This window comes from Niveispirillum fermenti (assembly GCF_052474395.1).
This window is the reverse complement of sequence record NZ_CP156678.1, coordinates 578,110-603,449: the sequence shown is the minus strand read 5'-3', so window position 1 is coordinate 603,449 and position 25,340 is coordinate 578,110. Positions and strand designations below refer to the sequence as shown.

Genomic DNA, 25,340 nt, shown 5'->3' with positions numbered 1-25,340 from the left:
CATGGCGAGACTGCCCCTGGACAATATCCGCGTGCTGGACCTTTCGCGCGTGCTGGCGGGGCCCCTGGCGGCACAGATGCTGGGCGACCTGGGCGCCGATGTCATCAAGGTGGAACGGCCGGGCAGCGGGGACGATGCCCGCGTCTTCGGCGCCCCTTATCTAACCGGCACGGACGGCAGGCCCACGCGGGAGAATGCCTTCTATCTGTCGGCCAACCGCAACAAGCGATCCGTCACCGTCAATATCGCCCATTCCAGGGGACAGGAGATCGTCCGCGCGCTGGCGGCGAAGGCCGATATCGTGCTGGAGAACTACAAGGTCGGCGACCTGAAGCGCTATGGCCTGGATTATGACGCCGTGAAGGCGCTGAACCCCGGCGTGATCTATTGTTCCGTCACCGGCTATGGCCAGACGGGGCCCTATGCGGCCAAGCCCGGCTACGACGCCGTGTTCCAGGGGCAGTGCGGCCTGATGAGTGTCACAGGCCTGCCCGACGACAAACCCGGCGGCGGTCCCATGAAGGTGGGGCCCAGCATCGTGGACGTGCTGACGGGCCTGAACGTTTCCAACGCCATCCTGGCCGCGCTTTACAGCCGTGACGCCAATGGCGGTACAGGCCAGCATATCGACGTGGCACTGCTGGATTGCGGCGTCGCCGCCCTGTCGCACTATGCCCAGATCCACCTGACCAGCGGCGAGGTGCCGGTGCGGCGGGGAACACAGGGCAATGGCGGCATGCCCTCCACGCTGTTCCCCTGCGCCGATGGCGCCATCATGCTGACGGCAGGCAACGACGCGCAGTATGTCCGCCTGTGCGAGGCGGTGGAGCGGCCCGATCTGGCAGACCACCCGCTGTTCCGCACGAACATCCTGCGCGTGGAGAACCGCGACGCCCTGACCGACACGTTCGACGCCATCTTCCGGCGACGCAGCGTGGCCGTCTGGCTGGAACGGCTGGAAGCCTTCGGCATTCCCAGCGGTCCCATCAATGATATCGGCCAGGTCTTCGCCGATCCCCAGGTGCGTCACCGCGGCATGGCCGTGCCGGTCGCCCATCCGCTGGCACCCGACCTGTCGGTGATCCGCAGCCCGCTGAACTTCTCCCAGACCCCCATCCGAGACTACGCCCCGCCGCCCATGCTGGGCGAACATACCGACGGGGTGCTGGCCGCCGAACTGGGACTGGACGAGGCGGCGTTGCAGGCGCTGCGCGACGATGGGGTGATCTGATCGGACGATGGGACCGACCGTCCCTCCCGCACGCCGGCGGACGGTCAGGGCTCCACCCTGATATCGACACGGCGGCGGGATGTCTCGGTCAACCCGTCGAAGGCGGGGTCGGCCAAGGGCGCGGGATCGGTCTTCCAGTCCAATGTGACACGGTCCGGCGCCACGCCCAGGCTGACCAGCCAGAGCCGTGCCATCTCCGCACGGCGGCGGGCCAGATCGGCGGGTTCGGTCAGGGTCTGGCCGGAAACGTGCTGCACCTCCGTCTCCGCATAGCCGGTGACCAGCACCCTGCCCCCGGCCGCCCGCGCATAGGCGGCGGCATTCACCAGCATCCAGTCGCTTTGCTGATAGACGACGAAATCACGGCCGAAATCGAAGGGAATGGGAAACAGCGTGGCACTGTAGGGCGGCGGCGGGGCCGGGTCGGGCGCATGCAGCGGCCGGATGTTGCGGGGGGGCAGCACGAAGCGGCGGCCCGGAAACCCTTCCGCCGGGATCAGGACGCGGGTGCAGGCCTGCTCCGGCAGGATCGAAACCCGCACCGGTTCCAGCACAGTGGCACCACAGGCATTATCCTGTCTTTCCGCAATGCGCCCTTCGACCAGCACGGCCATGGACCAGTCCGGCTTGGTGGCTGATTGCGTGATGTCGAAGCGCCGGCCCGTCTCCCGTTCCTCCGCCAGCCAGCAGCCGGACTTGCGGCCGGCATCGGTGTCGCGATAGACGGGACAGCCGATGAAGCGCACCGCCTCTGCCGCCGGCGCCGCGCCGGTAATGGTCGCCAAGACCAACAATGCCGGAATGACCCGCCGCATCTAGAGCGCCCCCATCAGATTGACCAGATCGCGCTTCTCCTGCTCGGTATAGCCGATATTGTAGCGCCGGTCGTAATAGTCGATCACGGCCCGCAGGTCGGGGGCGGAACCGTTGGCGAAATAGGGCGCCCGGCCCGTCAGCCCGCGCAGGGTCTGCAGCGTGATCTTGCCCACATCCTCGCACCGGCCTGTGGTCAGGGCATAGCCCGGATCATGGGTATGGATCACCTTTCCGTAATGCGGATGGGCTGGCCCCTGGCAGGTGATGCGGAACAGGGGCAGATGCGGCTGCGGGTCGGCGAACGGCATGGATGTGGTGCCCAGATCCACCTGACCGGGCGCCACATCCATGCCCATCTGGCTCATATTATGGCAGAAGACGCAGGAATTGCGCACGGGGTTGCCGAACCCGACAGGGGAATTGATCCCGGCGCTGTCGGTGATCAGGAACATCTTTTCCCGGAAGACACGCGCTCCCCGCGCCACCGATTCCCGATAGGCACGCTGTTCGGGCGTGATGTCGGCATCGGCGGGGATGTTTTCCCAGGCCGCGAACTCGCTCCACACAGCCGTCCCCTGGCTGCCCAGGCGGCCGGGTTCGGACCTTGCCAGTGTTTCAGGGCCGCCACGGGCTCCCATATCATCCAGTTCACCACCGACCCGGTCGCGCTGCCGCGCCACGAAGATACGGTCCTGGAAATCGCGGATGCGCCGGATATCGTCAGGCGTCAGGGCGTCGAAACCCATATGGGAATGGGCAGCATCGCGCATCTGCGCTTCCAGCGACAGGACGCGGCGATCGGCCATCAGGTTGCCGCTGACCATCCGTCCCGTTTCCGGATCGATGGGCAGCGGCCGGCCCACCTTGGGATCGACGGCGAAACCCATGGCCAGAATATATTTGAAATTCGCCACCGGCCGCGGACGGCGGAACACGGATACCTGCGGGTCGGGGGAAGACAGGCCCCAGACCTTGGACAGGTTGCACCCCGTCGGATCGCGCACGACCTCCAGCGTGAAGTCGGGTTCGATCTTCCGTCCCTCATGATCGGCGGGCGGCCAGGGCCGCGCGATGCGGAACAGGCCATGGTCCAGCAGCAGGGAATGGGATGCCCGCTCCCCCTGGGCCAGGTCGGGGCAGTTGGCACCGTCGACAGCGGCGAACAAAGGGTCCCCGCCGCCCGTTTCATCCCACCGGATACGGGCGGTTTCAGCCGACAGGCTCATCCCGTCCGCGGGCTGGTGGCAGGTGACGCAGGCGCGGCCATATCTGCCTTTCGCCTCGAAGAAGGGATGGCCCTTCGTTTCCATCGGTCCGCCATCCAGCAGCAGGCGGGTAACGCCATCCGGGTCGGCATCATCCAACTGTGCCGGAAACGGCGTGCCGTCACCGGGTGACCACCAGGCCGCACCAGCCGGCAGGGCAAGGGCCGTCGCCAAGGCCAGGGCGGAAACGAAGGACCGCATTCCCCTTATACCTCCGCTCAGAACCGGTAGGTCAGGCGCGCGCCATATTGCCGGCGGGCGCCATAGATGATGCCACCATCGGCAGAAGAGGAGTTCTGCAACTGGCTGGCGATATAGGTTTCATCGAACAGGTTGGTGACGAACAGTTCCAGACGGACCGCCTCCGTCGGGTCGATGGAAAGGCGCGCATCCACGACGTCGCGCGACGGCAGCGTGGTGACGATGCTGGGGAACGGCGTCGCATAGCTCTGGCTCACATGGCTCCATTGCAGGCGGGGGGTTATGGCTGTCTCCCCGGCCATGATTTCGTACTGCACCCCGGCATTGACGGTCCATTCGGGCGAGAAGGGCAATGTGCTGCCCTTGCGCACCAGTTCGTTGCGGTTGGCAACCGTGTTCTGCAAGGTTGTGTCCTTGGCGAATTCCGCGTCCAGATAGCCCAGGCCGGCATTGAAGCCCAGCGCACCGAACCGGCCTTCCAGTTCCAGTTCCCCGCCCATGGCTTGGCCGGCCGCGGCGTTCTGGGTCAGGGGCAGGCCGTTGGCAAGGCTGGCAAGCTGCATGTCCTTGTAGTCGGAATAGAACAGCGACCCGTTCAGGCGCAGGCGGCGATCCAGCAGGGTGGTCTTCCACCCGGCCTCGTACACCAGATTGGTTTCCGGCCCGAAGGCGGGGCTGGCAGCCGGCAGGTTGCCGCCCCCGGCCTTGTAGCCGCGCGACACGCTGGCATAGAGCATCGTGTTGTCGGTGACATGGTAATTGGCGCCGACCTTGCCCGTCAGTTCCTTCGAGCTGAGCTTGCTGACCCCCGTGCCGCCGGCCGAGGCGATGCGGTTATAGGTCTGGTCGTCCCAGGAATGGCGCGCACCCAGGATCAGTTCCCATTGTTCGGTCGCGAAGAAATTTGCCTGACCGAACAGGGACTGCGACTTGTTCGTCACCTTGGAAATGATGGTCGAGGTGGAGGAGACGAAATCGACGGTGTTGTTGTTGTCGCGCAGGACCGACAGGGGGATGTCCTCATCCATGCGGAAGGCGCCGACCACCCAGGTGAACGGCCCGTCGCCCGCCGACAGCAGGTTCACCTCGTTGATCAGGGTCTCGATCGTCGTGTCGGTGAAGCCGACGCGGCCGACATTGGCGGCCGGCGGGCGCGGCAACGCCGTGGCGGTACGGTCGCCATCGGTCTGGTCGGTTGTGCTGCCATCCTGCCAGGATGTCAGGGCGCGCAGATCGACACTGTCGGACAGGGACCATTTCACCTCTGCCGACAGGCGGTATCCTTCCTGCTTCAGGTAGGATATGGCGTCTTCCTGGATGACATAGGGATTGCTGCTGACCGTATCATTGCGCCGCTTGACGGCGTTGTTGTCGGTATTGCTGTTGAAATATTCCCCGCGCAGGTTGATGCGCAGCGTTTCGGCATTGTTGCGCAGCGCGACGTTGATACGCGCCGCCTCCAGGTCGATATTGCCGGGGGAGCTGGGGCTGGGGCCGATATTCTTGGTGAAACTGTCGCGCTTGTCGCGGACGGCGGCCACACGGACAGCCACATTATCGCCCAACCCGACATTCAGGGCGCCGGTCGTGCGGAACCAGTCATAGGACCCGATGGTCTGGTCGATGAAGCCCTTGACCACACCGAATTCCGGCTCCGGGGTGCGCACATAGATGGCACCGCCGGTGGAATTCTGGCCCGTCAGCGTACCCTGGGGACCGCGCAGCACCTCCAGCGAGCCGATATCGTAGAAGGACTGGCTGATGAATTGTTCATGCGGGATCAGCTGCCCGTCGATGTAATAGGCGACACCGGGGCTGGAACTGGGCGCCGTCTGCGCGATGCCGACGCCACGGATATTGACGTAGGTGGAACGGTTCACCTGATTGATGGCGATGGAGGGGGAAACCTGCTGGATATCGGCCAGGTTGGACACGCCCTTGCGGATGATGTCCTCCCCCGACAATACGGTGGCGCTGATCGGCACGTCCTGCAGGCTCTGGGTCCGGCGCTCCGCCGTCACCACGATCTCCTCCAGCACGGGCATGCCGTCGGTCTGGGCCAGGGCGGCCGGGGTGATGGCGCTGCCGGCCAGCAACAGGGTGAGCAGGCGCGCCACCGGACGCGATGCCAGTCTGGTCATGGGGCTTCTCCCTTGAGACGGCCCGGTCGCGGGATGCGGGTCCGGGCTCTTGATTCGTTGAGTTGCCCAACGATACGTCAGGATAAATCGTAATTCAATATAACAGATTATCTCTTCAACGATTTTTCGGCACGCGGCGCCCGAAAGGGAGAAGCCGTCCCCCAAACCCCGCATCACCCCGGGTGCCCTGCCGTGATTTATCGGCGAAAGCCGTACTTGTCCGGAGCGGGGATCAAAGCGCTGCCGCGGCTGCAAGCCCGCCTGTCATCGGCGAGCCAATCATGCCTCGCCGGCCGGCACCATCACAAGACCGCCCGGATTGGCCCAAAATTGATTATATAATATAATTGTTTTGTTTGGACGCGGGCCTTGCTGCCTGATGTTTACCCCTTGAAACAGCTCTGATAAATCCGATCCAGCAGCTCCAGCAGCAGGGTGCGCTCCGCAGGTGACAGATGCGCCATCACGTCCCGCTCTGTCTCCTCCAGGTTGGCCAGAAGCTGCGACAGCGCATCCTGGCCCTTGTCCGTCACGACCAGTTCGTAAAAGCGCCGGTCGGTCGGTGACCGGCGCCGTTCGGCCCAGCCGCGACTTTCCAGGTCATCGACAATCTGCACGGTCGCCGACTTGTCCAATCCCACTTCCCGCGACAGGAGATTCTGGGAAATGCCGGGATTGGCGGCAATGATGGCCAGCGAACTGAACAGCCCGGACCGCAGGTTCCATTCGGCATTGCGGGCAGAGAAATTACGCGACAGATGGTTCTGGATGCGGCGGAGCCGGAAGCCGATAAAGTCACTGAGACGCCCCAGATCCACCTGGGGTGTGTCGGTCGCATCATTCTTGTCGTTCGCCATGGTCATCGTCGGAAAGGAAGAGGGGTTGGCACCAAAACTTGATAGCGGAAAGCGGCCCACCCTGTCCGCAAATTCCGTTCTCCGGGATCGCATTCGCGAATTTAGATAGTTGTGATCATCAACTATATATGTTATGAACGATAACGAAAGGCGAGAGAGCCTTCGCAGGGGCAAACAACCCCACCCGTACATCCAGGGAGGATGAAATGTTCCAGAAGTGGACGCCTCGCGGCGCCGCGCCTGTTGCGCTGGCCGTCGGTCTTTATGCCCTGCCCGCCTTGGCCCAGGCCCAGCCGGCACCGTCTCCCATCCAGCTTGAAGAGATCATCGTGACGGCCGAGCGCCGGTCCACGAACCTGCAGGACACGCCCATCGCCATCACGGCGCTGACGGCAGAAGACCTGCGGGAGAAGGGTGTCGTCGATCTGCGGGGCGTGGCGGAATCCACCCCGAACTTTCAGATGACGACCTCCGGCAACGGCTCCGGCGGCAGCAATTTCGCCCAGTTGTTCATCCGCGGCGTGGGCCAGCCGGATTTCATCATCACCAAGGACCCGGCCGTCGGCATCTATATCGATGGCGTCTATCTGGCCCGTGCGCCGGGTGCCGTACTGGAACTGCTGGATATCGAACGGGTGGAGGTGCTGCGCGGGCCCCAGGGCACGCTGTTCGGCAAGAACACGTCGGGCGGTGCGCTCAACATCACCACCCAGGCACCGTCGGATGATTTCGGCGGCGTGGCCGAAATGCGCATCGGCAATTACGGACGGCTGGATGTCGGCGGCTCTGTCAGCGTGCCGCTGGTGGAAGACACACTGGCCCTGCGCGTCAGCGCCCTGTCGCGCGATCAGGACGGCTATTACAAGCGGCTGCTGCCGTCGGCCGATGGCAGCCAGCGCAACGGCAACGACGTGAATGTGCGCAGCGGCCGCGCCACGCTGGCCTGGACGCCCACCGACACGCTGTCCATCACCCTGTCGGGCGACATCACCCGCGAGCGTCAGGCCGCGACCGACTATCAGGCCGTCGCCATTTTCAACGACGCCGCCAGCGCGCCCAATATCGAGCTGTATAATCGCGTCGTCCTGGCCCCGCAGGGCATGGTCTATGACAATCGCTGGGTGGCGCCCAAGCCCTGGACCACCTATTCGACCTCCACCTCCTACGCCAATTCCGATGTCTGGGGCGTGTCCGGCGTCGTGAACTGGAGCCCCGGGGCGGTGAATGTGAAATCCATCACCGCCTATCGCGACCTGGATGTGCGCAGCAAGGCGGACGCTGACGGCACCCCCGCCGACATCGTGGCATCGGCCGGCATCAGCGTGCAGCAGCATCAGTTCAGCCAGGAATTCCAGTTCAGCGGCACTGCGTTCGACGACCGGCTGAACTGGCTGGTCGGGTTGTGGTATTTCGAGGAAAAGGCCACCGATACGCAGTCCTCGCGCCAGCTTGTCGGTCTGGTCGATGCCCTGCGGGCCGCCCCCAACCGTTCCATCGCCCCGCCGGGCGTGGCGGCCTCGGTCTGCCCGGCCAGCGGCACCGGCCCCGCCTCCTGCCTGGGTGGCGCCAATAATCCCAACAACCTGCGCTATGATCAGGCCCGCCTGGGCAATCGCTGGCTGGATGGCTCCTCCTATGCCGCTTTCGCCCATGCCGGCTATAAGGTCACCGACGCGCTCAGCCTGACGGCCGGCGCGCGGATGAGCAAGGAGAAGAAGGATTTCCGGTACTACGAGGTGCGGCCCTCGCAGAACAATCTGGTCAGCTTCAACAATGTCAGGGCAGGCGACACCTGGGACGTGTTCACGCCCAAGCTGGGCGCTGAATACAAGCTCGACCGCAACATGATGGCCTATGTCTCCTGGTCCAAGGGCTTCAAGGCCGGCGGCGTCAATGGCCGCCCCACCCGCGCCGACCTGTTCAACACATTCGACCCGGAAAAGCTGACCGCCTACGAGGCCGGCTTCAAGGGTGATTTCTTCGACCGTCGCCTGCGCCTGAACCTGGCCGCCTATTTCAGCGAGTATGACGACATCCAGATCACCCGCAACACCACCGATGCCACGGGCGCCTTCATTCGCCTGGAAACCAATGGCGGTGATGGCGAGATCAAGGGGCTGGAAGCCGAAGCCACGGCCCTGCTGGCCGAAGGCCTGACCCTGCAGGCGGGCCTTGGCTATACCGATTTCAAGTTCACCTCCCTGCTGCCGCAGCAGGCAACGCCCGGCACCGTCCTGCTGACGTTGGATAATGAACTGCCGTTCGTTCCGAAATTCACCGCCAATCTGGGCCTGAGCTATGAGGTGCCGGTTTCGGCGGACGGTGCCGCCCTGCGCCTGCGCGGCGACTGGCGCCATTCCAGCAGCTATTACATCGATATCGACAATACCGAAGCCGTGGCCCAGGGCGCCTATGATGTATTCGATGGCCGCATCACCTTCGTGCCGGCCTCGGGCGGCTGGGAACTGTTCGTGGCGATGAGCAACATCACCAACAAGGCCGTGATTGCCAATGGCGTGGCGTCGCCCGCCAATGGCAATCAGATGGTCACCTACAAAGCGCCGCGCATGACCTATGGCGGGGTGCGGGTGACATTCTGAGGGTGTCATCCGGTTAGAACGTATCTGGTGAGTGGAGCCGGTTTGATTTGGTTTCGACCGTCATCCCCGCGAAAGCGGGGATGACGGAAGTGGGGCCGAAGAAAAGACCAACGGGAGGCATCTTGGCACAACGCTTTGACAAACCACCGCCAGCCAAGGGCGGTCTTATGACCCGGATTTCCTTCCTTCTGGGGTCGGCAGGTCTGCTGGTCGCCATGTCCGCCGATGCCATCGCCGTGCTGGGCCGGCATGTCGGCTTCACCTTCCTGGGCGCGATTGAGATTGTGCAGGCCAGCGTGGTGCTGGCGGCCTCGGCCGCGATGGTCGGCGCCACCCTGTCCGGCGCCCATGCCCGCGTTCATATCCTGATCGAGCGGCTGGGCACCCTCTGGCACCGGCGCATGGACCACGGCGCCGACCTCATCTCCTGCCTGTTCTTCCTGTTCCTGGCCGCCGGGTCCGCCTGGGTTGCGGCCGATCTGTGGGCGGGGTTCGAAGTGACGGAGATCCTGGGCCTTCCCCTGCGCTGGCTGCGGCTGGTCTGGATCGGCTCCTGCCTGCTGATCGCCGGCCTGTTCCTGTGGCGCGCCCTGACCCAACCGACGGAGCCCGGCCATGACGCCTGAACTCTGGGGTGCCGCGGGCGTCCTCGTTCTTTTGATCATGCTGACCCTGGGGCTGCCCATCGGCGTCGCCCTGGCCGCGGTGGGGGCCGGGGGCATCGCCATCCTGGTCACACCGGAAGCGGCCATGATCAAGGCCGGCGTGGTGGCGTTTGAGACCATCGCAAAATATGAACTGGGCGTGCTGCCCCTGTTCCTGCTGATGGCGCATCTATGCTTTGCGGCTGGTGCCAGCCGGGATTTCTTCGATGTCGCCGCGCGCTTCATCGGCCACCGGCCGGGCGGGCTGGCGCTGGCCTCCATCGCCGGCTGTGCCGGGTTCGGCGCCATCAGCGGCTCCAGCCTCGCCACCGCCGCCACCATCGGTTCCGTGGCCTTGCCGGAGATGCGCAAGCACAACTACTCCCCCGCCTTCGCGACCGGGGCGCTGGCTGCCGGGGGCACCTTGGGCGCGTTGATCCCGCCATCCGGTGCCTTGATCGTGTTCGGCATCATCGCCGAACAATCCATCGGTCGCCTGTTCGCCGCCGCCGTGATACCGGGGCTGAGCCAGGCCCTGTTCTACATGGTCGGCATCTATATCCTGTGCCGCATCTGGCCCGAACTGGGACCGAAGACGGCGCGGGTGCCGTGGCGGGACCGGCTGCCGGCACTGCGGCGGATCATCGATATCCTGGCGCTGGTCATGTTCGTGGTCGGCGGCCTGATGGTCGGCTGGTTCACCCCAACGGAGGCCGCATCGGTGGGGGCTGTCGGTTCCTTCCTGCTCTGTGCCATCCGGGGGGCGCTGACGCGCGCCGCCATGACCAAGGCGCTGGCGGACACGCTGCGCACCACGGGCATGATCTATGTCGTCATCATCGGCGCCATCCTGTTTTCCACTTTCGTCAGCCTGACCGGCATTACCGGCCACATGTCGGCCCTGGTGACCGATCTGGGGGCCGGCCCGATGGTGGCGGTGCTGGTGATCGCCCTGCTGCTGCTGGTGCTAGGATCGTTCCTGGACGGGCTGGCGCTGATGCTGCTGACGGCGCCCATCTTCCTGCCCATCATCGTTGAACTGGGCCTGTCGCCCATCTGGTTCGGCATCTTCCTGGTGCGCACCATGGAAATCGGCTTCGTGCATCCGCCGCTGGGGCTGAACTGCTACGTCATCCATGGCATCGCCAAGGATATCCCGCTGGGCACCATCTTCCGGGGCATCGTGCCCTTCCTGGCCATCGATTTCGTGCATCTGGCGGTCATCATTGCCTTCCCGGCGGTGACGCTGTGGCTGCCATCCGTGCTGGGGGCATGATGATGGGCAAGTATCTGAAACATCTTCTCGCCGCCTGCGCCCTGATTGCCCTGTCCGCCTGTGGCGGCAAGGAAGAACCGGCGCCCGGCGCCGTCATCCTGTCCTATGCCAGCCCCTATCCGCCCACCCACCCGTTCAGCAGGGCCGATCAGGAGTGGATGAAGGCAGTGACGGCGAAATCCGGCGGCAAGCTGGTGATCAAACCCTTCTGGTCGGGATCGCTGATCTCCTCCGACCAGAGCATGGTGGAAATCCGCCATGGCGTGGCCGATATCGGCCTGATCACGCCCATCTATGCCAGGGGCGGGGCGCATGCCCTGCGCGGGCAGGCCGGTTTCTATGGCGACATCAAGGATCTGCCTGATCAGGTCGCCATCTATAAATGCCTGGAAGCCGCCTTCCCCGTCTTCGGTAAGGAGTTGGAAGGGCTGCATGTGCTGGCGGTACAGGGCGGCAATTTCCCCGGCGTGCTGACGCGGCACAAGCCGATTGAAACGCTGGAGGATTTGCGCGGCCTGCGCCTGCGGGCCCAGACCGAGGCACTGGGCATGCTGCGCGACCTGGGCGCCGATCCCGTCAATATGCCGATGGGAGAGGTTTATTCCGCCCTGGCCAAGGGTGTGATCGACGGGGTCGTGGCCCCGGCAGACACGATCACATCGCTGCATTTCGGGGAAGTGGCGCCTTATTTCACGGCATTGCATTTCGACCGCGGCGCCTATCCGGCGCGTGCCATGTCCGACAAGGCCTGGCAGCGCCTGACGCCGGAATTGCGTCAGGTGATGGTGGAAACGCAGCCGATCTGGGAAGCGGCCCTGGCCCGCCAGATCCTGGTTGCTGAGGAGCGCGGGTTGGAAAAGGGCGCGGATCTGGGCATGCGCATGATCATGGCCCTGCCGCCGGCGGACCAGGAACGGTTCCGCAGCCTTTACGCCGAGAACGCCCGCCGCATCGCCGACGAGCTGGCGCATTTCGACGTCGATGGGCACCCGATCCTGACCCATGCCCAGGACCTGATCGCCGCACGGGCGCGGGGGGAAACCCCGGCCTGTTTCGGCCCCGAAAACCCGCAACAGGCGGAGGTGTCGCCATGACACGCGAAAACCCCCCGCAAGCCCCCCTGGCCGGGCTGCGCATCGCCGATTTCAGTTGGGTGGGCGCGGGCCCCCGCGCCACCAAGGATCTGGCCGATTACGGCGCCACAATCATCAAGGTCGAAAGTGCCAAGCGCCTGGACCTTGGCCGCCTGTCCCCGCCCTTCAAGGATGGAAAGCGCCACCATGACGCATCCGCCTTCTTCGCCATCACCAATACCGGCAAGCAGGGTGTCACCATCAACCTGAACGACCCGCGCGGGATTGAGGTGGCCAAAAAGCTGGTCGCCTGGGCCGATGTGGTGGTGGAGAATTTCGGCAAGGGCTACATGGACCGGATCGGCCTGTCCTGGGACACCCTGAAAGCCATCAAGCCGGACATCATCCTGCTGTCGGTCAGCGTCACCGGGCGCACCGGCCCCCTGTCCGACCTGCGCGGCTATGGCAATTCGGCTGCTGCCCTATCCGGTTTCGCCGCCCTGTCCGGCTGGCCCGACCGGGGGCCGCACATGGCGCCCTTTGCCTATGGCGACGTGGTGGCGCCGATGATGGCGACAGTGGCGGTTCTGGCGGCGCTGGAACATCGGCGGGTGACGGGCGAGGGCCAGCATCTGGACGTGTCGCAGGTGGAACCGATGATGCTGGTCACGTCCGACTGTCTGGCCGACGGGCAGCGCGGGATCGAGCCGCGCCGCGGCAATGATGATCCGCGCATGGAACCGCACGGCCTGTTCCCCTGCCGCGGTCCCGACCAATGGTGCGCCATCGCCGCGCGGGACGATGCGGACTGGCAGGTTTTGGCCGGGCTGGCGGGAATTGATGATCAACGTTTTGCCACGCTTGAAGGACGCAAGGCCCATGCGGCGGACCTGCGCGCGCTCCTGGCCGCCTGGACCCGGACACAGGACAAGCACCGGCTGGCCGACCGCCTGTGCGCCGCCGGGGTGCCGGCGGAAGCCGTGAATGACGGGCGCGACGTGTTCACCGACGCCGAACTGGAACGCGCCGGCCATTACCATCGCATTCAGCATGACAGGCTGGGCGATTGCGAGATGCCGGGACCGCCGCTGCGCTTTTCCGATGCCGCCATCCATGTCGGCCCGCCGCCCTTGCTGGGTGGCGATAACCGCGCCGTCTTTGTCGACCTGCTGGGCATGGACCCAGGCGTGGTCGACGAACTGACCGCCGCCGGCGCGCTGGCGTGAGGGGAATGATGATGCTGAACCATCTGACCATCATCGACGCCACGGGCGAACTGGGCGCGCTGGCCGGCCATATGCTGGCGCAATTAGGTGCCTCCGTGACAAGGCTGGTCCCCGCGGAGGGCGAGAAGGCCGATCCGGTGTGGAACCGGGACAAGCGTTGCGTGGCGCTGGACGATGGCGACCTGCCTTCCCTGCTGTCGGGTGCCGACATCCTGCTGCGCAATGGGCCGCTGCCGGGTGTGGCGCCGGCGGATTATCCGCACCTGATCGATGTGCTGCTGACGCCCTTTGCCTGTACGGACCGCCCGGCCACCGACCTGACCTTGATGGCGCGGTCGGGCCTGCTGCATATCGGCGGCGATCCGGACCGGGAACCGCTGCGCCTGCCGGGGCAGCAAGCCTATGCGCTGGGCGCCATCCAGGCGGTGATCGGCGCATTGACAGCGCTGCATGCCCGCCAGGACAAGGGACAGCGCGTCACCGTGTCGGCCTATCAATCTGCCGTGCTGGCCAATTACCGCGAGCCGGTGATGTGGGATTGGGCCGGCAAGGTCGGCGGGCGGCAGGGCAATCTGCTGGTGCGCGGGAAGTCGGGTGTCAATCAGGTCTGGAAGGTGGCCGATGGCTGGGTCACCTGGGCCCTGGTCGACAATCCCGGCATGATGCGTGCCATGGTCGCCCTGATGCAGGCCGATGACATGGCGGGGCCGCTGGCCGGGGTGGAGTGGGAGAGCATCCTGGTCGCCGATCTGCCGCAGGAAACGCTGAAGGAATGGGAGAAGGTGGTGGGGGCGTTCTTCGCCACCAAAACCCGCGCCTTCCTGGCCGACCAGTCCAACCGCCATGGCATGGGCCTGTCTGCCATTGATGAACCGGATGATGTGCTGAACAGCGCGCATCACGCGGCACGCAGCGCCTTCACCGACTTTGCCGATCCCGTGTCGGGCCGCACCCTCCGCGTGCCCGGCCCCCTGTTCCGGACCAGCCGGGAGGATGCGCGATGAACGGCCCGCTTTCCGGCCTGAATGTGGTCGATTTTTCCAAGTTCCTGCCCGGCCCCTATTGCACCTGGATGCTGGGCAATCTGGGCGCCGATATCATCCGGGTGGAAAACCCGCGCGAACTGGCCAAACAGGCGCAGGTGTTCGGCTGGGACAAGCTGGATGATGATGCCCGCGCGGACTTGCGCGCCCGTGACATCTATGCCCGCAACAAGCGCAGCCTGGTCATTGATCCCGGTCACGCAGACGCCCGCCCCGTGATTGCGGCGCTGGTGGCCAAGGCCGACATTTTGGTGGAGGATTACCGGCCCGGCGTGATGGACAGCATGGGCTATGGTGCCGCCGCCATGCTGGATCTCAACCCACGGCTGGTCTACGCCTCGGTCACGCTGTGCGGACAGACGGGGCCCTACCGGGACAAGCCGGGGCATGATCCGGTGGCACTCGCCATCGCCGGCGCCCTGTCCCGCATCGGGGAGGACCCGGCCAAACCCAGCTTCCCCGGCGTGCCCGTAGCCGATCTGTTGAGCGGATCGAACGCCGTCATCGGCATCCTGTCCGCCATCATTGCACGGGGCGTAACGGGCCGGGGCCAGCATGTCGATGTCGCCATGTCCGACGCCTCGCTGGCCCTGATCGCCAGCACCCTTTCCCGCAATCCCGACCTGTCGAAAGCACCCGGACGCGGCAAGCGACGGGCCGACAGCGGCATCTGGGAAACGGCGGATGGACGTTTCATCACCACCACCGACATGGAACCCCGCTACTGGCAGCGTTTCTGCGTTGCCGTAGGGCGTCCGGATTTCGCCGGCTTGCAGATGGATGTCAGCCGCCGGACGGAAATCGCCGACACACTGGCCGGTATCTTCCGCAGCAAGACCCTGGCCGAATGGCTGGACATATTGGCGGCGGCGGATACGCAATTCGCACCCGTGCATGACCTGCCCGCCGCCCTGTCCGACCCGCACAACCGGGCGCGCCGCATGGTGTTTGACGTGCCGCTGCCGGGTGGCGGCACCGCCCCGCATATCGGCCTGCCCATCCGCCTGTCCGACACGCCCGCCGCCCCGCCGCGACCGGCGGCCCCGGCGGGCGGCGACAGCGACACCATTCTGGCCGGCATCGGCCTTTCCCCAACCGACATCCAGTCCCTGCGCGACAAGGGCGCCCTGTCCGCCCGTCAAGGATCATGAGCATGAGCAGCACCGACAACAGCCAGCAGCGCCCCCTGGAAGGATTGCGCGTCCTGGACCTGACCCGCGCTTTGGCGGGCCCTTATGCCACCCTGCTGCTGGCGGGGCTGGGGGCGGAGGTGATCAAGCTGGAAGACCCGGTCGGCGGCGATCTGGCACGGGAGAACAGCCCCTATGTGGGGCGTGACGGGGTGGTGGTGGAACGCCGGCACGCGGACGATATCTCCATCTCCCACCTGACCCGCGCGCGCGGCAAGCATGGCATCAGCCTGAACCTGAAGCACCCCGACGCCAAGGCCGTCTTTGCCGATCTGGTGAAGGGCTGCGATATCGTGGTGGAGAATTTCACCAGCGGCACCGCCGACCGGCTGGGCGTGGGCTATGACGCCGCCAAGGCCGCCAATCCGCGCGTGATCTATTGCTCCCTGTCCGGTTTCGGGGCCAACGGGTCGGAAGGCGGCAAGGCCATGGATGTGATCATCCAGGCCCTGTCGGGCGCCATGTACACGTCGGGTGCGCCGGGGGAACCGCCGGTGCGCATGGGGGTGCCCATGGCCGACATGCTGGCCCCCGTCTTCGCCGTGATCGGCATTCTGGCCGCACTGGAACAAAGGCACCGGACCGGTGAGGGCCAGCATATCGACGTGTCGATGCTGGGGGCGCTGACGTCGTTCGTCGCCATCGAGAACTGGTCGGCCATGGCCGCCGCCGGCATGCCGTCGCGTACCGGCCTGACGGTACAGCGCCTGTCCCCCTTCGGCGTGTTTGAATGCGCGGACGGTTACATCGCCCTGGTGGCGGTGCATGACAAGCTGGCCGCCGGCCTGTTCCGCGCCATGGGGCAGGTGGAACTGCTCCAGCATCCGCAATTCGCCACCCGCGACGCCCGCGTCGCCAACGCGACCGAACTGGAAGCGCGGATCAATGGCTGGTCACGGGCATTGCCGGTGGCAGAGGTGGTGGCAGCCCTGGAGGCAGAGGGCGTTCCCGTGGCGCCTGTGCGCCATCCGGAGGATGCGCTGGTCGATCCGCGCGTGATGACCCGCAACGAGACGATGCCCATCGCCCATCCCAGCTACAGTTCTGACATCGACCTGCGCACGGCGGGCATCCCCATCCTGTTCTCCGGCGCGCGCACCGGCTTCGACCCCGTCTTGCCGGTGGCCATCGGCGAACATAATAGCGATGTCTATGAACGCCTGACCGGCTACACGCCCGAGCAGTTGCAGCGCCTGAAGCAGCAAGGGGTGATCTGATGGCCCGCCATCCCGCCCTGGCACCGCTGCTGGCCGCCGCCGACGATCCCGCCGGAACGCTGGAAACGCTGCGGAGCCAAGGGTTTCGGCCCATTCGCCTGCTGGGTGTGGATGCCCCCCGCGCCCTTGTGCGTGCGGCAGGCCTGCTGCCCGTGCGGCTGGTTCCCACAACGGACCCGACGCCGATGATGGACGCGCTGATGGGCGGCGCCGGCCTGTCGGTGCGGGGCAAGTCGCTGCTGGAACAGGTGGTGGGGGCCAACGCCAAACCCGACCCGATCCTGATCACCAGCGCCGACAATGAACAGCCCCAGGTCTTCGCCGCCCTGCGCGAACTGGCGCGACAGGCGGGTGACCGGCTAGGGCCGGTGCATTTCCTGGATCGTCTCTATGGCGAGGGGGAAACGGTGGCGCGGTACAATGCCCACCGTCTGGCGCAGGCGCAGAACTGGCTGGCCGATATCCGCGCACCTTTGGGTGATGTGGCCCAGGCAGAAGCAGACGAGGCCCGGTTACGCACCCTGCTGGCCCAGGCGGTGGACCTGCGATCAGCAGGCCGGCTGACGGGGGCCGAAGCGGCAAGGATCGTGGCCGCCGCCGCCATCCTGCCGCCGGAACAGGTTGAAGCATCCCTGTCGGCCCTGCTGGCTGATCCCCCGCCTGTGGTGCCTACAGCATTGCCCCTGTTCCTGACCGGCAGCACGCAGGAAGATTTCCGCACGTATGACGGGCTGGAAGCGGCCGGCGCGCTTGTGGTGGGCGAGGGACAGGATTGGGGGCGGCCCTGGTGCGACATGCAAGCCCCCCTGGCCCGCCGGACCCAAGACGATCCCGCCGCCATCATCACCATGGCCAAAGGCGCCGGTGCCGCCGCCCTGCTCCATGCCCTGCGCCCCGGTGACGAGGCGGCGCCCTGGGATACGAAGCCGCTGCGGACCGCCTGCGCCGCCGCCGGCCTGCCCTTCCTGGCCGTGACCTGGAACGGCAATGGTGAGATGCCCCCGACGCTCGCCCCTTTCCTGGCCGATCCCACGGCCCCGCCGGCACCGCCGGCCCCAAAGCCACCCCCCTCCCCCGCCCGTGCCGGCGGTGGCCGGGCAGCGTTGAAGCCGCCGACGCGCAGCCGCAAATCGCTGTCCGCCGTCGCCAGTTTCGGGCAGTTCCAGCGCGACTGGTTCGCGGGCCTGCGGGCACAGGTGGCGGCCGGCGCGCCGCTGGCCGTGGTCAATGCCAATGCACCGCAGGAAATCCTGCGCGCCATGGACATTCCCTTTGTCGTGAACCAATGGTGGGCGTCCATCGTGGCCGCGAAACAGCAATCCGGCCGCTATTTCCGCCTGCTGCGCGACCGGGATTATCCGGCCGATGTGGAAGCCTACAGCGCCCAAGGGCTGGCCGCCGCATTCGATGAGGATGCGGAGAATGCCCCCTGGGGCGGGTTGCCGAAACCGGATTTCCTGGCCGCCGTGACCGGCACCGACGCCACCCCCCGCCTTTTCCGCCAGTGGGCAATGGAGACGGGGGCCGACCTTTATCTCTACCAGCGCAGTTTCGACAGCCGCTGGCAGCTCCCCACCGACTGGTGGGACGATCTGCCCGGCGACTGGGACCAGCATCTGGAGCCCGAGCGACTGGACCTGATGGAAGGGGAATTGCGGGCCCATGTCGCGCGGCTGGAAGCGGCGACGGGCAAACATCTTGATCCGGAGCGTTTCGCCGAAGTGATGGATCTGGTGAATGAGCAGGAGGAATGGTATCGCCGTACCCGCGACCTGATCGCCGCGACATATCCCGCCCCCGTCAGCATTGTGGATACGATGCCGGCCACCATGGTGCCGCAATGGCATCGCGGCTCCGTCTGGGCCCGCGATGCCGCCAAGGCGCTTTATGAGGAGGTGGCAGCCCGTGCCGCGGCGGGGGATGCTGCCTGCGCGAAGGAGCGCGTCCGCCTGATGTGGGTAGGTCGCGGCCTGTGGAGCGATATGGGCTTCTACCAGCGCTGGGAGGAAAGCCATGGCGCGGTCTTCGTCTGCTCCATGTATCTGTCGCTTGCCGCCGATGGCTATATCCGCCATCACGACCGGGGGCGCGACCCGATGCGGGCACTCGCCGCGCGTTTCGTCACCATGGGCGACGAACTGCGCATGCCCACCTGGGCCGGTGCCTGGCACGTGCGTGATGCCCGCCTGCATGGCGTCCAGGGGGCCGTGGCATTGACCGATGCCGACCCGTTCGTGCTGCGGGCGCTGGAGGAAGCGGGCATCCCCGTGCTGCGCCTGGACCTGGATAATTATAACCAGGAAAGCGCCGATGCGGCCGGCGTGGATGCGGCGGTCACCCGCTTCATCGAGACGGTGGGACCAGGAGCGCACAATATGTGAAGCAGCGCAGCGGCCCTCCCATCGCCCCGCGACATCAAATCAAGGTCTCCGAAGTCGCGCCGTGAACCGCAGGGCGGCCGCCCGCACGGCCGCCCCATCCATGCCCGGGCGGTAGAGGGCGGAGCCCAGGCCGAAGCCATCGGCCATGGGACGCCATTCATGCAGGGTCTCCGGTGTTATGCCGCCCACGGCCAGTACCGGCACCTGCGTTGGCAGCACAGCCCTTTGGGCAGCGAGGAAGCGGGGCGATGCCACCTCCGCCGGGAACAGCTTCAGCCCCGTGGCACCGGCCGCGATAGCCAGCATGGCCTCCGACGGGGTCAGGAAACCCGGCAACGACACCATGCCAGCCGCCACGCTGGCCCGGATCACGTCGGCATCGGCGTTGGGGGACACGACCAGCCGCCCACCGGCACTATGTACCGCCGCCACCTGCGCCCTGTTCAGCACGGTGCCCGCCCCGATCAGCACCCGGTCCCCCAGGGTGCGGGCCAGCCTCTCAATGCTGCGCAGCGGATCGGGGGAGTTCAGCGGCACTTCGATCATCACGAATCCCGCCTCGGCCAGCACCTCCCCCACCCTCTCCACCTCATCCGGGGTGATACCGCGCAGAATGGCGACCAGGGGGCATTCGTTCAGGGCTCGGGTCAGTGTTTCAAGCGCAATCATCGGATCGTGCTCCAGATGGATGTAATACCATGTTGCGGTGAGTTGAACTCATCGCAACATGGTTGGCGCGCCCATGCGCGCGCAAGCCCAGCCGCCGGATGGCGGCACCGGCGCATGAGGGATGCCTTCATCAGGACCATAGGTTCTGATGAAGGCAGATACGTATGATGCCGGCCAGAAAGGCGGCCTGACTGGAGACCGGATGGACGGTTCCACCCGCCGCACCGATGGCGGTCGCGTAGAGCCGGGCCAGCATCCCATCGGCCAGCAGATGCACGGGCTGACCGGGAGCGAGCCCCTGTTCCGCGACATCGCCGCCGATCAGCAGCCCGCTGACCCGCGCCGCCACCGACGCCGGATCGCGCAGGCCCAGCAGGGCCGCGGCCCGTTCCCCGAACAGCCGGCCCAGCGGCGCGCCCTGCATTGCCAGCGCCAGTCCGGCATCGAAATCAGGCCCCGGTTCAACCGGCCCGTCCAGCAGGCCCGACAACAGGCTATGCCGGCGCAGCAACGCGAACAGTTCCCCCGTCATCGCGGTACGAAAGCCGGTAAGCGTGCCACCGGACAGGGTTGCCCATTTGCTGTGCGTACCTGGCTGGCACAGCAGGGCATCGGGTGGCACCAACCCGGCCTGGACGGCGCCCAGGATCTGCACCTCCTCGCCCCGCATCACCTCCGGCCGCAGCGGATCGGCAATCGCCACACCGGGCACGATGGCCGTGCGCCCCGGCTCCACCCAGCATAGCCGGCCGGCCAGCTCGCCCAACGTGACGGGACAGGGAAGATAGGGCACCTCCACCCAGCCCCGCGCCGACCCCACCATGCCGGCCGCGATGACGGTCAGGTCACCAAACCGGGCGCGCAAGGCCGCGATTTCCGCCGGGAACTGGTCGCGGGTCAGGGACAGCACGCCCTTGTCGTCAGCCTGCGTTGTCAGCAGGAAACCATCGGCACCCAACACATGGACGCGCCGGTTCGTGGTTCCCCAATCGATGCCGAGGAAGGCGGGTTTGCTCATGATAATGGAACCTTGAAGGGTCAAACCGGATGCTGGTCAGCTTCACTCATCCGCATCCGGTTCGGCAGCGACCGGCAGGGTCAGTGGAACAGGCTATTACCGTTCCGCCAGCCCGCGCCGGGCCGCGTCGATGCGGTCGGCGCGGCGCATCAGGTCCCAGACGCTGCCCCGGGCCGGACCGGTCCACAGCCGTTCGGCCATGACCAGCATCGGTTCCTCTGCCCGGCTCAGGAAGTAATTGTCCGTGTGCCGTTCCGCCCGGTCCGCCCAGATGGCCAGGGCATAGCCCAGCACCTGCGGCGAGGTATCATGGGGATAATGCTCATGGACCTTCTCCAGGTCGAACAGGCCGTAATTGCTGTTACGGTCGATATCTTCCCACGGGGTCACATACATCGTGTCTTCCGGCGTCAGGATGACATCAAAGCCGTCTTTCTTGATCTGGGCCTCCATATCCTGGTTCCAGACCTCCACGATGATGTCGCGATCCGGCAGGGTGGAGGTCTTGTCATCCTTGAAACCCCACCAGCTCCAGATCATGGTGCGCTTGCCGTGGGCCTTCACCACCTGGTTGGACTGATTGATCCAGTTGATGAAAACATCGCCCGGATATTTCAGGCCCATGCGCTTCGTTGCTTCCATCAGTTCCGGGCAGCGTTCCTTGTCCACGTCATACTGATATTCGTCACCGCCGACATGGAAATAGGGGCCGGAGAACCAGGGAATGAATTCCCCCAGCAGGCCCTTCAGCCATTCGGCATTTTCCGGCTTGGTGATGTCAATGGTCCAGGCCTTGTCCCCGATATCGGGTGCGGCTTCCCGCAGCCAGTGGGACGAGCGCATGGACGGACATTTGAAACCCAGTTCAGGCTTGTAATCGGTCAGGGCCACGGCATGGGCCGGGATGTCGATCTCCGGCACGATGGTGATATGGTGCTGGGCCGCCCAGGCCTCGATCTGCTTCACATCCTCCCGGTTGTAGGAGGCGCCGGCCGGGGCCAGACCGGGATAGCGCGGGCTGTCCAGGCGGAAGGCCGGCCAGTCGGTGAAATGCAGATGCAGGGTATTCAGCTTATAAAAGCCCATACGGGCGATCAGGGCCTTGATGGTCTGCATCTGGAAATAGCGGCGCCCCAAATCCAGCATGACCACGCGCGTGCCATATTGGGGGTGGTCGCTGCCCATCCCGCGCGGCAGCAACGCCTGGGCCGGATCGGGTGCCGTCAGCAGCCATTGCAGCAAGGTGCGCCCGCCATAATAGAGGCCCGCCCCAGCCGATGCCTCCACGGTGACCTTCTTATCGACGGACAGGCGATACCCCTCCGCCTGCAGGGGGGCGGCAGCGGGGCGCAGGGCCACCTCGCCGTCTCGCGCCGTCCTTCGCACGACCTGCCAGGGGCGGCCCGTTACCCTGGCCAGATCCGTCGCCAGCAGTTCCGCTTCCCCCGTCCAGTCGGCGGGGGCAGCGGGGTCCAGCGCCAGGGTGGATGTCGCGGCCAGCGACAGGGTGCCGCCGCTGCCGCGCCATTCCTGCATCAGCGGCAGAAGATGATCGACCGACAGGGTTGCCGTGGCGGCCGGCGCCGGGGGCTGCTGCCCCCAGGCCGGCACCGTCGTCAGGAGCGCTGCCGCCAGCAGGATCGACGCCGCCCTCACAGCTTCACCGACAGCATCAGGGTGAACCGGCGGCCATAGTCGGTATAGCCCAGGAACTGGTTGCTGTAGCGGCCATAGGCTTTCACCTTTTCCTCCGTCAGGTTCACGGCCGTGGCGGTCAATGCCGTGCTTTCTGTCACCTGATAGCCCAGGCGGGCATCGATCTGGTGATAGGGCGCGAAATATTGCGGTTCGCCCGTGCCGTTATAAAGCAGCGAGCCCAAGAAGTCCGACCGCCAGTTATAGGCAAGGCGCGCCGAGAACGGCCCCCGTTCATAGAAGCCCACCAGATTGGCCGTGTCGCTGAGCCCCGGCAGCGCAAAGCTGACATTGGGCTGTGCCTTGTCCAGGGTGGCGTTGCTGGTGACATGGGTATAGTTGGCCTGTACGCCAAAGCCCATGTCGAAGGCATAGGTGAAGGAGGCGTTGACCCCCTCGATCGTCGCCTTTTCCGCATTCACCGGCCGGGTGACGATGAAGGTCTGGTAAGCCGGGTTCGCCACAGAGGATATGACCTCCTCCGCCGTGCCCTGGACGATGAAATTGTCAACCTTCTTGCGGAAATAACCCAAAGCCAGCGCGCCGGTATCGGCGAAGTACCATTCGGCCGAGGCATCGAAATTGGTCGACAGGAAGGGCTTCAGGTTCGGATTGCTGCCCGTGGCGTAGCGGGCCACGACAAAGGTGCTGCCATAGGAAATCTGGGGTGCCAGATCCTCCAGCGTCGGCCGCGTCATGGTCCGCGACACAGCCCCGCGCAGCACCATGTCGGGGTGAACATCCAGCTTCACGTTCAAGGATGGCAGCCAGTTGGTATAAGTGTGGTCGGCGCTGATCTCTGTCAGGTCGGCGCTGGCATATTCCTTGTACAGCACACCGGGATTGTCGCCCGGCTGCACGGCCAGGTTGGTCAGCACCCGCATGCGGCCAGACGAGGTCAGTTCGGTATGGGAGACGCGCAGGCCGGCCGTGACATTGATCGGCATGGACCCGATCGTGTCATCCAGCTTCACGCTGGCATAGCCGGAGGTGACCTTCTCCTTGATCTCGAAACTGTCGCCCGTCTCCACCGCCTTCCAACTGCGGCCATTGGCGATGAATTCGGCCAGACCGCCGGCCCCGGCATTGCGGGTGCGGTTGGCCAGGTTGACGGGGTCGGCCATCCATCTGCGCAGGGCCTCGCCATCGATCCGGAACATGTCGGCGTTCAGCTTGTCGTTGCCGAACCTGTTGCCACCGCGATAGATGCCGCTGACGATGCTGTCATAGTCGATCACCTGTCCCATGGCGTTGGCCTGGTACAGGCGCTGGATGGGCAACGGCGTTTCCCAATTCTCGTTGGTCTTGCGCGCCTCGGTATAGGCGGCCCCCATATCCAGGGTCAGGTTGTCCAGCGCCTTCCAGCTTGTGTCCAGCTTGGCCTGGCCTGTGCTGGCGTCGACATAGGCGCCGCTATTCTTGTTGATACGGGCGCGTAGCAGCCGCTGGTTCGCCTCGTCGACCAGATTGCCGTTCTGTTCGAACCAGGGAACCCCGCCATCCATATGCACCAGGAAGCCAGGCTGATTCAGGATTTCCAGCGTCTGGCTCTCATCCAGGCCGCGATTGTCATTGCGCGCCGTGGAATAGGAGGCGTCGAAGACGGCCTTGAAACTGTCCGACGGTTCCCAGGCTGCGTTGAACCCGCCCAGTTGCGTCACCGTCGGCCGCTTCTTGCGGGTCAGGTTGAAGGCATAGCCGGTCAGGTCATAGCCGATGCCATGGTCGAAGGTGGTGTAGGAACCATTGGCATCGATGACGTTGCGGTTGGTGTCCTGCACAGCCCAGAACCAGTTGCTGGCGCTGTTGATCTCCGTCTCCACCTTGAAGCGGGAATAGAGATAATCCAGGCTCAGCGTCAGGTTCTCCGTCGCCTCGAACTGCACGGCCAGGGTGCCGCCGGTCCGGGTGCGGTCTTCCTCCACCACGGACCGGGTCAGATCCTGCATGCGCCAGGCCTCGTCCCGGTCGTCGGAGACATAGGCATAGGCGTCGGCATCGAAGAACAGGTTGTGGATCATGCCGCTGTTCTGGACATCATAGGTGCGCTGCTTGCGCTCCTGATGCACAAACGACGCCAGAATGCCCAGCCGACCATCATGAAAGCGGTTGGAGGTGACGAAGGAAACCTGCGGCGTGGCCTTTTCGCTGTTCTCCTCGTAATTCACCGAAACATTGCCGGCGAATTGAAAACCCTTGAAATCGAAGGGCTTGGCGGTCACCACATCGACGGTGCCGCCGACCCCGCCCTCCGCCACATTGGCGGGCTGGCTTTTGTAGACCAGGACATTGCCGATCAGGTCCGATGCCACGGTGTCGAAGCTGAAGGAACGGCCGGCATTCTCGCTGGCAATGGGACGACCATTGAACAGGACGTTGGCGAAGTCCGACCCCAGACCATTGATGCTGACATAGCGCCCTTCGCCGCCCGAGCGGTCGATAGAGACGCCGGGGATGCGCTGCAGCGCTTCCGCGATATTGGCATCGGGGAACTTGCCCACATCCTCCGACGAAATGCCATCGACAATGGCGTCCGACGCGCGCTTCATGTCGATGGCGCTTTTCAGGCTGGCGCGCACGCCGGTAACGATGATCTCTTCCAGCACATAGGACTGACTGTCTGTTTCCTGCGCAGTCGCAACCGGCGCGAAGCCCGTCAGCGCCAGCACCGATGCGCCCGTCAGCAGCAGGCCACGCCGTGGAAGACCCTTAAAGAAATGCTCCATCGCTCTACCCCCCGTGCCGGTCGATGCCGGCCGTCTTATGTGTCCCGTTCCTGCCTTCCCCGGGTTCAGTC

18 protein-coding genes are annotated in these 25,340 nt (G+C 65.4%); 10 read left to right on the top strand and 8 right to left on the bottom strand.

The features are described from left to right. The first annotated feature begins 1 nt into the window (after window position 1). The gene (locus tag ABC728_RS02215; RefSeq protein WP_416619783.1) at window positions 2–1,231 is read left to right on the top strand and encodes a CaiB/BaiF CoA transferase family protein; all 1,230 of its coding nucleotides are present in this window, start codon (window positions 2–4) and stop codon (window positions 1,229–1,231) included. A gap of 44 nt (window positions 1,232–1,275) precedes the next feature. On the opposite strand, the gene ABC728_RS02210 is transcribed toward ABC728_RS02215, so the two are convergent. The 4 genes from ABC728_RS02210 to ABC728_RS02195 all read right to left on the bottom strand — a co-directional run bounded on the left by ABC728_RS02210 (window position 1,276) and on the right by ABC728_RS02195 (window position 6,511). Then, a complete protein-coding gene (locus tag ABC728_RS02210; RefSeq protein ID WP_416619782.1) occupies window positions 1,276–2,016 on the bottom strand; it encodes a hypothetical protein in 741 nt (246 codons plus the stop codon). A 30-nt stretch (window positions 2,017–2,046) separates the two neighbouring features. Further along, window positions 2,047–3,513 carry a hypothetical protein gene (locus tag ABC728_RS02205; RefSeq protein ID WP_416619781.1) on the bottom strand — a complete coding sequence of 489 codons (1,467 nt, stop codon included), beginning with the start codon at window positions 3,511–3,513 and terminating at the stop codon, window positions 2,047–2,049. A gap of 17 nt (window positions 3,514–3,530) precedes the next feature. Beyond that, window positions 3,531–5,654 (bottom strand): TonB-dependent receptor, encoded by a 2,124-nt coding sequence (locus ABC728_RS02200; RefSeq protein ID WP_416619780.1) that lies wholly within the window; start codon window positions 5,652–5,654, stop codon window positions 3,531–3,533. A 383-nt stretch (window positions 5,655–6,037) separates the two neighbouring features. Further along, window positions 6,038–6,511 carry a MarR family winged helix-turn-helix transcriptional regulator gene (locus ABC728_RS02195; RefSeq protein ID WP_416619779.1) on the bottom strand — a complete coding sequence of 158 codons (474 nt, stop codon included), beginning with the start codon at window positions 6,509–6,511 and terminating at the stop codon, window positions 6,038–6,040. 206 nt (window positions 6,512–6,717) lie between these two features. On the opposite strand from ABC728_RS02195, the gene ABC728_RS02190 reads away from it, so the two are divergent. From ABC728_RS02190 to ABC728_RS02150, 9 genes are all read left to right on the top strand, one after another. Then, window positions 6,718–9,111, top strand: coding sequence for a TonB-dependent receptor (locus ABC728_RS02190; RefSeq protein WP_416619778.1), 2,394 nt, complete (start codon window positions 6,718–6,720; stop codon window positions 9,109–9,111). 167 nt (window positions 9,112–9,278) lie between these two features. Further along, window positions 9,279–9,737, top strand: coding sequence for a TRAP transporter small permease (locus tag ABC728_RS02185; protein WP_416619777.1), 459 nt, complete (start codon window positions 9,279–9,281; stop codon window positions 9,735–9,737). Further along, window positions 9,727–11,031, top strand: coding sequence for a TRAP transporter large permease (locus tag ABC728_RS02180; protein WP_416619776.1), 1,305 nt, complete (start codon window positions 9,727–9,729; stop codon window positions 11,029–11,031). The genes ABC728_RS02185 and ABC728_RS02180 overlap by 11 nt, the downstream gene beginning before the upstream one ends. Further along, on the top strand, window positions 11,028–12,125 hold the full coding sequence (dctP, locus tag ABC728_RS02175; RefSeq protein ID WP_416619775.1) for a TRAP transporter substrate-binding protein DctP: 1,098 nt from the start codon (window positions 11,028–11,030) through the stop codon (window positions 12,123–12,125). The genes ABC728_RS02180 and dctP overlap by 4 nt, the downstream gene beginning before the upstream one ends. After that, window positions 12,122–13,330 carry a CaiB/BaiF CoA transferase family protein gene (locus ABC728_RS02170; RefSeq protein WP_416619774.1) on the top strand — a complete coding sequence of 403 codons (1,209 nt, stop codon included), beginning with the start codon at window positions 12,122–12,124 and terminating at the stop codon, window positions 13,328–13,330. Before dctP ends, ABC728_RS02170 begins: the two co-directional genes overlap by 4 nt. Before the next feature lie 5 nt (window positions 13,331–13,335). Then, on the top strand, window positions 13,336–14,334 hold the full coding sequence (locus ABC728_RS02165; RefSeq protein ID WP_416619773.1) for a CoA transferase: 999 nt from the start codon (window positions 13,336–13,338) through the stop codon (window positions 14,332–14,334). Beyond that, window positions 14,331–15,524, top strand: a complete 1,194-nt coding sequence (locus tag ABC728_RS02160; RefSeq protein WP_416619772.1) for a CaiB/BaiF CoA transferase family protein — start codon at window positions 14,331–14,333, stop codon at window positions 15,522–15,524. Before ABC728_RS02165 ends, ABC728_RS02160 begins: the two co-directional genes overlap by 4 nt. A 2-nt stretch (window positions 15,525–15,526) precedes the next feature. Next, window positions 15,527–16,780 (top strand): CaiB/BaiF CoA transferase family protein, encoded by a 1,254-nt coding sequence (locus ABC728_RS02155; protein ID WP_416619771.1) that lies wholly within the window; start codon window positions 15,527–15,529, stop codon window positions 16,778–16,780. Next, window positions 16,780–19,161, top strand: coding sequence for a 2-hydroxyacyl-CoA dehydratase (locus ABC728_RS02150; RefSeq protein ID WP_416619770.1), 2,382 nt, complete (start codon window positions 16,780–16,782; stop codon window positions 19,159–19,161). The genes ABC728_RS02155 and ABC728_RS02150 overlap by 1 nt, the downstream gene beginning before the upstream one ends. A 39-nt stretch (window positions 19,162–19,200) precedes the next feature. On the opposite strand, the gene ABC728_RS02145 is transcribed toward ABC728_RS02150, so the two are convergent. The 4 genes from ABC728_RS02145 to ABC728_RS02130 all read right to left on the bottom strand — a co-directional run bounded on the left by ABC728_RS02145 (window position 19,201) and on the right by ABC728_RS02130 (window position 25,269). Then, the gene (locus ABC728_RS02145; RefSeq protein ID WP_416619769.1) at window positions 19,201–19,830 is read right to left on the bottom strand and encodes a 2-dehydro-3-deoxy-6-phosphogalactonate aldolase; all 630 of its coding nucleotides are present in this window, start codon (window positions 19,828–19,830) and stop codon (window positions 19,201–19,203) included. A gap of 130 nt (window positions 19,831–19,960) precedes the next feature. Continuing rightward, the gene (locus tag ABC728_RS02140) at window positions 19,961–20,848 is read right to left on the bottom strand and encodes a 2-dehydro-3-deoxygalactonokinase (RefSeq protein ID WP_416619768.1); all 888 of its coding nucleotides are present in this window, start codon (window positions 20,846–20,848) and stop codon (window positions 19,961–19,963) included. Window positions 20,849–20,944: 96 nt separating this feature from the next. Then, window positions 20,945–22,504 carry a family 20 glycosylhydrolase gene (locus ABC728_RS02135; protein WP_416619767.1) on the bottom strand — a complete coding sequence of 520 codons (1,560 nt, stop codon included), beginning with the start codon at window positions 22,502–22,504 and terminating at the stop codon, window positions 20,945–20,947. Then, on the bottom strand, window positions 22,501–25,269 hold the full coding sequence (locus ABC728_RS02130) for a TonB-dependent receptor (RefSeq protein WP_416619766.1): 2,769 nt from the start codon (window positions 25,267–25,269) through the stop codon (window positions 22,501–22,503). The genes ABC728_RS02135 and ABC728_RS02130 overlap by 4 nt, the downstream gene beginning before the upstream one ends. Between the last annotated feature and the right edge of the window lie 71 nt (window positions 25,270–25,340).

What these genes read in the sequence shown, in the direction of transcription:
- ABC728_RS02215 (WP_416619783.1), top strand. Translation starts at nt 2, where the DNA reads ATGGCGAGACTGCCCCTGGACAATATCCGCGTGCTGGACCTTTCGCGC.
- ABC728_RS02205 (WP_416619781.1), bottom strand. Translation starts at nt 3,513, where the DNA reads ATGCGGTCCTTCGTTTCCGCCCTGGCCTTGGCGACGGCCCTTGCCCTG.
- ABC728_RS02200 (WP_416619780.1), bottom strand. Translation starts at nt 5,654, where the DNA reads ATGACCAGACTGGCATCGCGTCCGGTGGCGCGCCTGCTCACCCTGTTG.
- ABC728_RS02195 (WP_416619779.1), bottom strand. Translation starts at nt 6,511, where the DNA reads ATGGCGAACGACAAGAATGATGCGACCGACACACCCCAGGTGGATCTG.
- ABC728_RS02190 (WP_416619778.1), top strand. Translation starts at nt 6,718, where the DNA reads ATGTTCCAGAAGTGGACGCCTCGCGGCGCCGCGCCTGTTGCGCTGGCC.
- ABC728_RS02185 (WP_416619777.1), top strand. Translation starts at nt 9,279, where the DNA reads ATGACCCGGATTTCCTTCCTTCTGGGGTCGGCAGGTCTGCTGGTCGCC.
- ABC728_RS02180 (WP_416619776.1), top strand. Translation starts at nt 9,727, where the DNA reads ATGACGCCTGAACTCTGGGGTGCCGCGGGCGTCCTCGTTCTTTTGATC.
- dctP (WP_416619775.1), top strand. Translation starts at nt 11,028, where the DNA reads ATGATGATGGGCAAGTATCTGAAACATCTTCTCGCCGCCTGCGCCCTG.
- ABC728_RS02170 (WP_416619774.1), top strand. Translation starts at nt 12,122, where the DNA reads ATGACACGCGAAAACCCCCCGCAAGCCCCCCTGGCCGGGCTGCGCATC.
- ABC728_RS02165 (WP_416619773.1), top strand. Translation starts at nt 13,336, where the DNA reads ATGATGATGCTGAACCATCTGACCATCATCGACGCCACGGGCGAACTG.
- ABC728_RS02160 (WP_416619772.1), top strand. Translation starts at nt 14,331, where the DNA reads ATGAACGGCCCGCTTTCCGGCCTGAATGTGGTCGATTTTTCCAAGTTC.
- ABC728_RS02155 (WP_416619771.1), top strand. Translation starts at nt 15,527, where the DNA reads ATGAGCAGCACCGACAACAGCCAGCAGCGCCCCCTGGAAGGATTGCGC.
- ABC728_RS02150 (WP_416619770.1), top strand. Translation starts at nt 16,780, where the DNA reads ATGGCCCGCCATCCCGCCCTGGCACCGCTGCTGGCCGCCGCCGACGAT.
- ABC728_RS02145 (WP_416619769.1), bottom strand. Translation starts at nt 19,830, where the DNA reads ATGATTGCGCTTGAAACACTGACCCGAGCCCTGAACGAATGCCCCCTG.
- ABC728_RS02140 (WP_416619768.1), bottom strand. Translation starts at nt 20,848, where the DNA reads ATGAGCAAACCCGCCTTCCTCGGCATCGATTGGGGAACCACGAACCGG.
- ABC728_RS02130 (WP_416619766.1), bottom strand. Translation starts at nt 25,269, where the DNA reads ATGGAGCATTTCTTTAAGGGTCTTCCACGGCGTGGCCTGCTGCTGACG.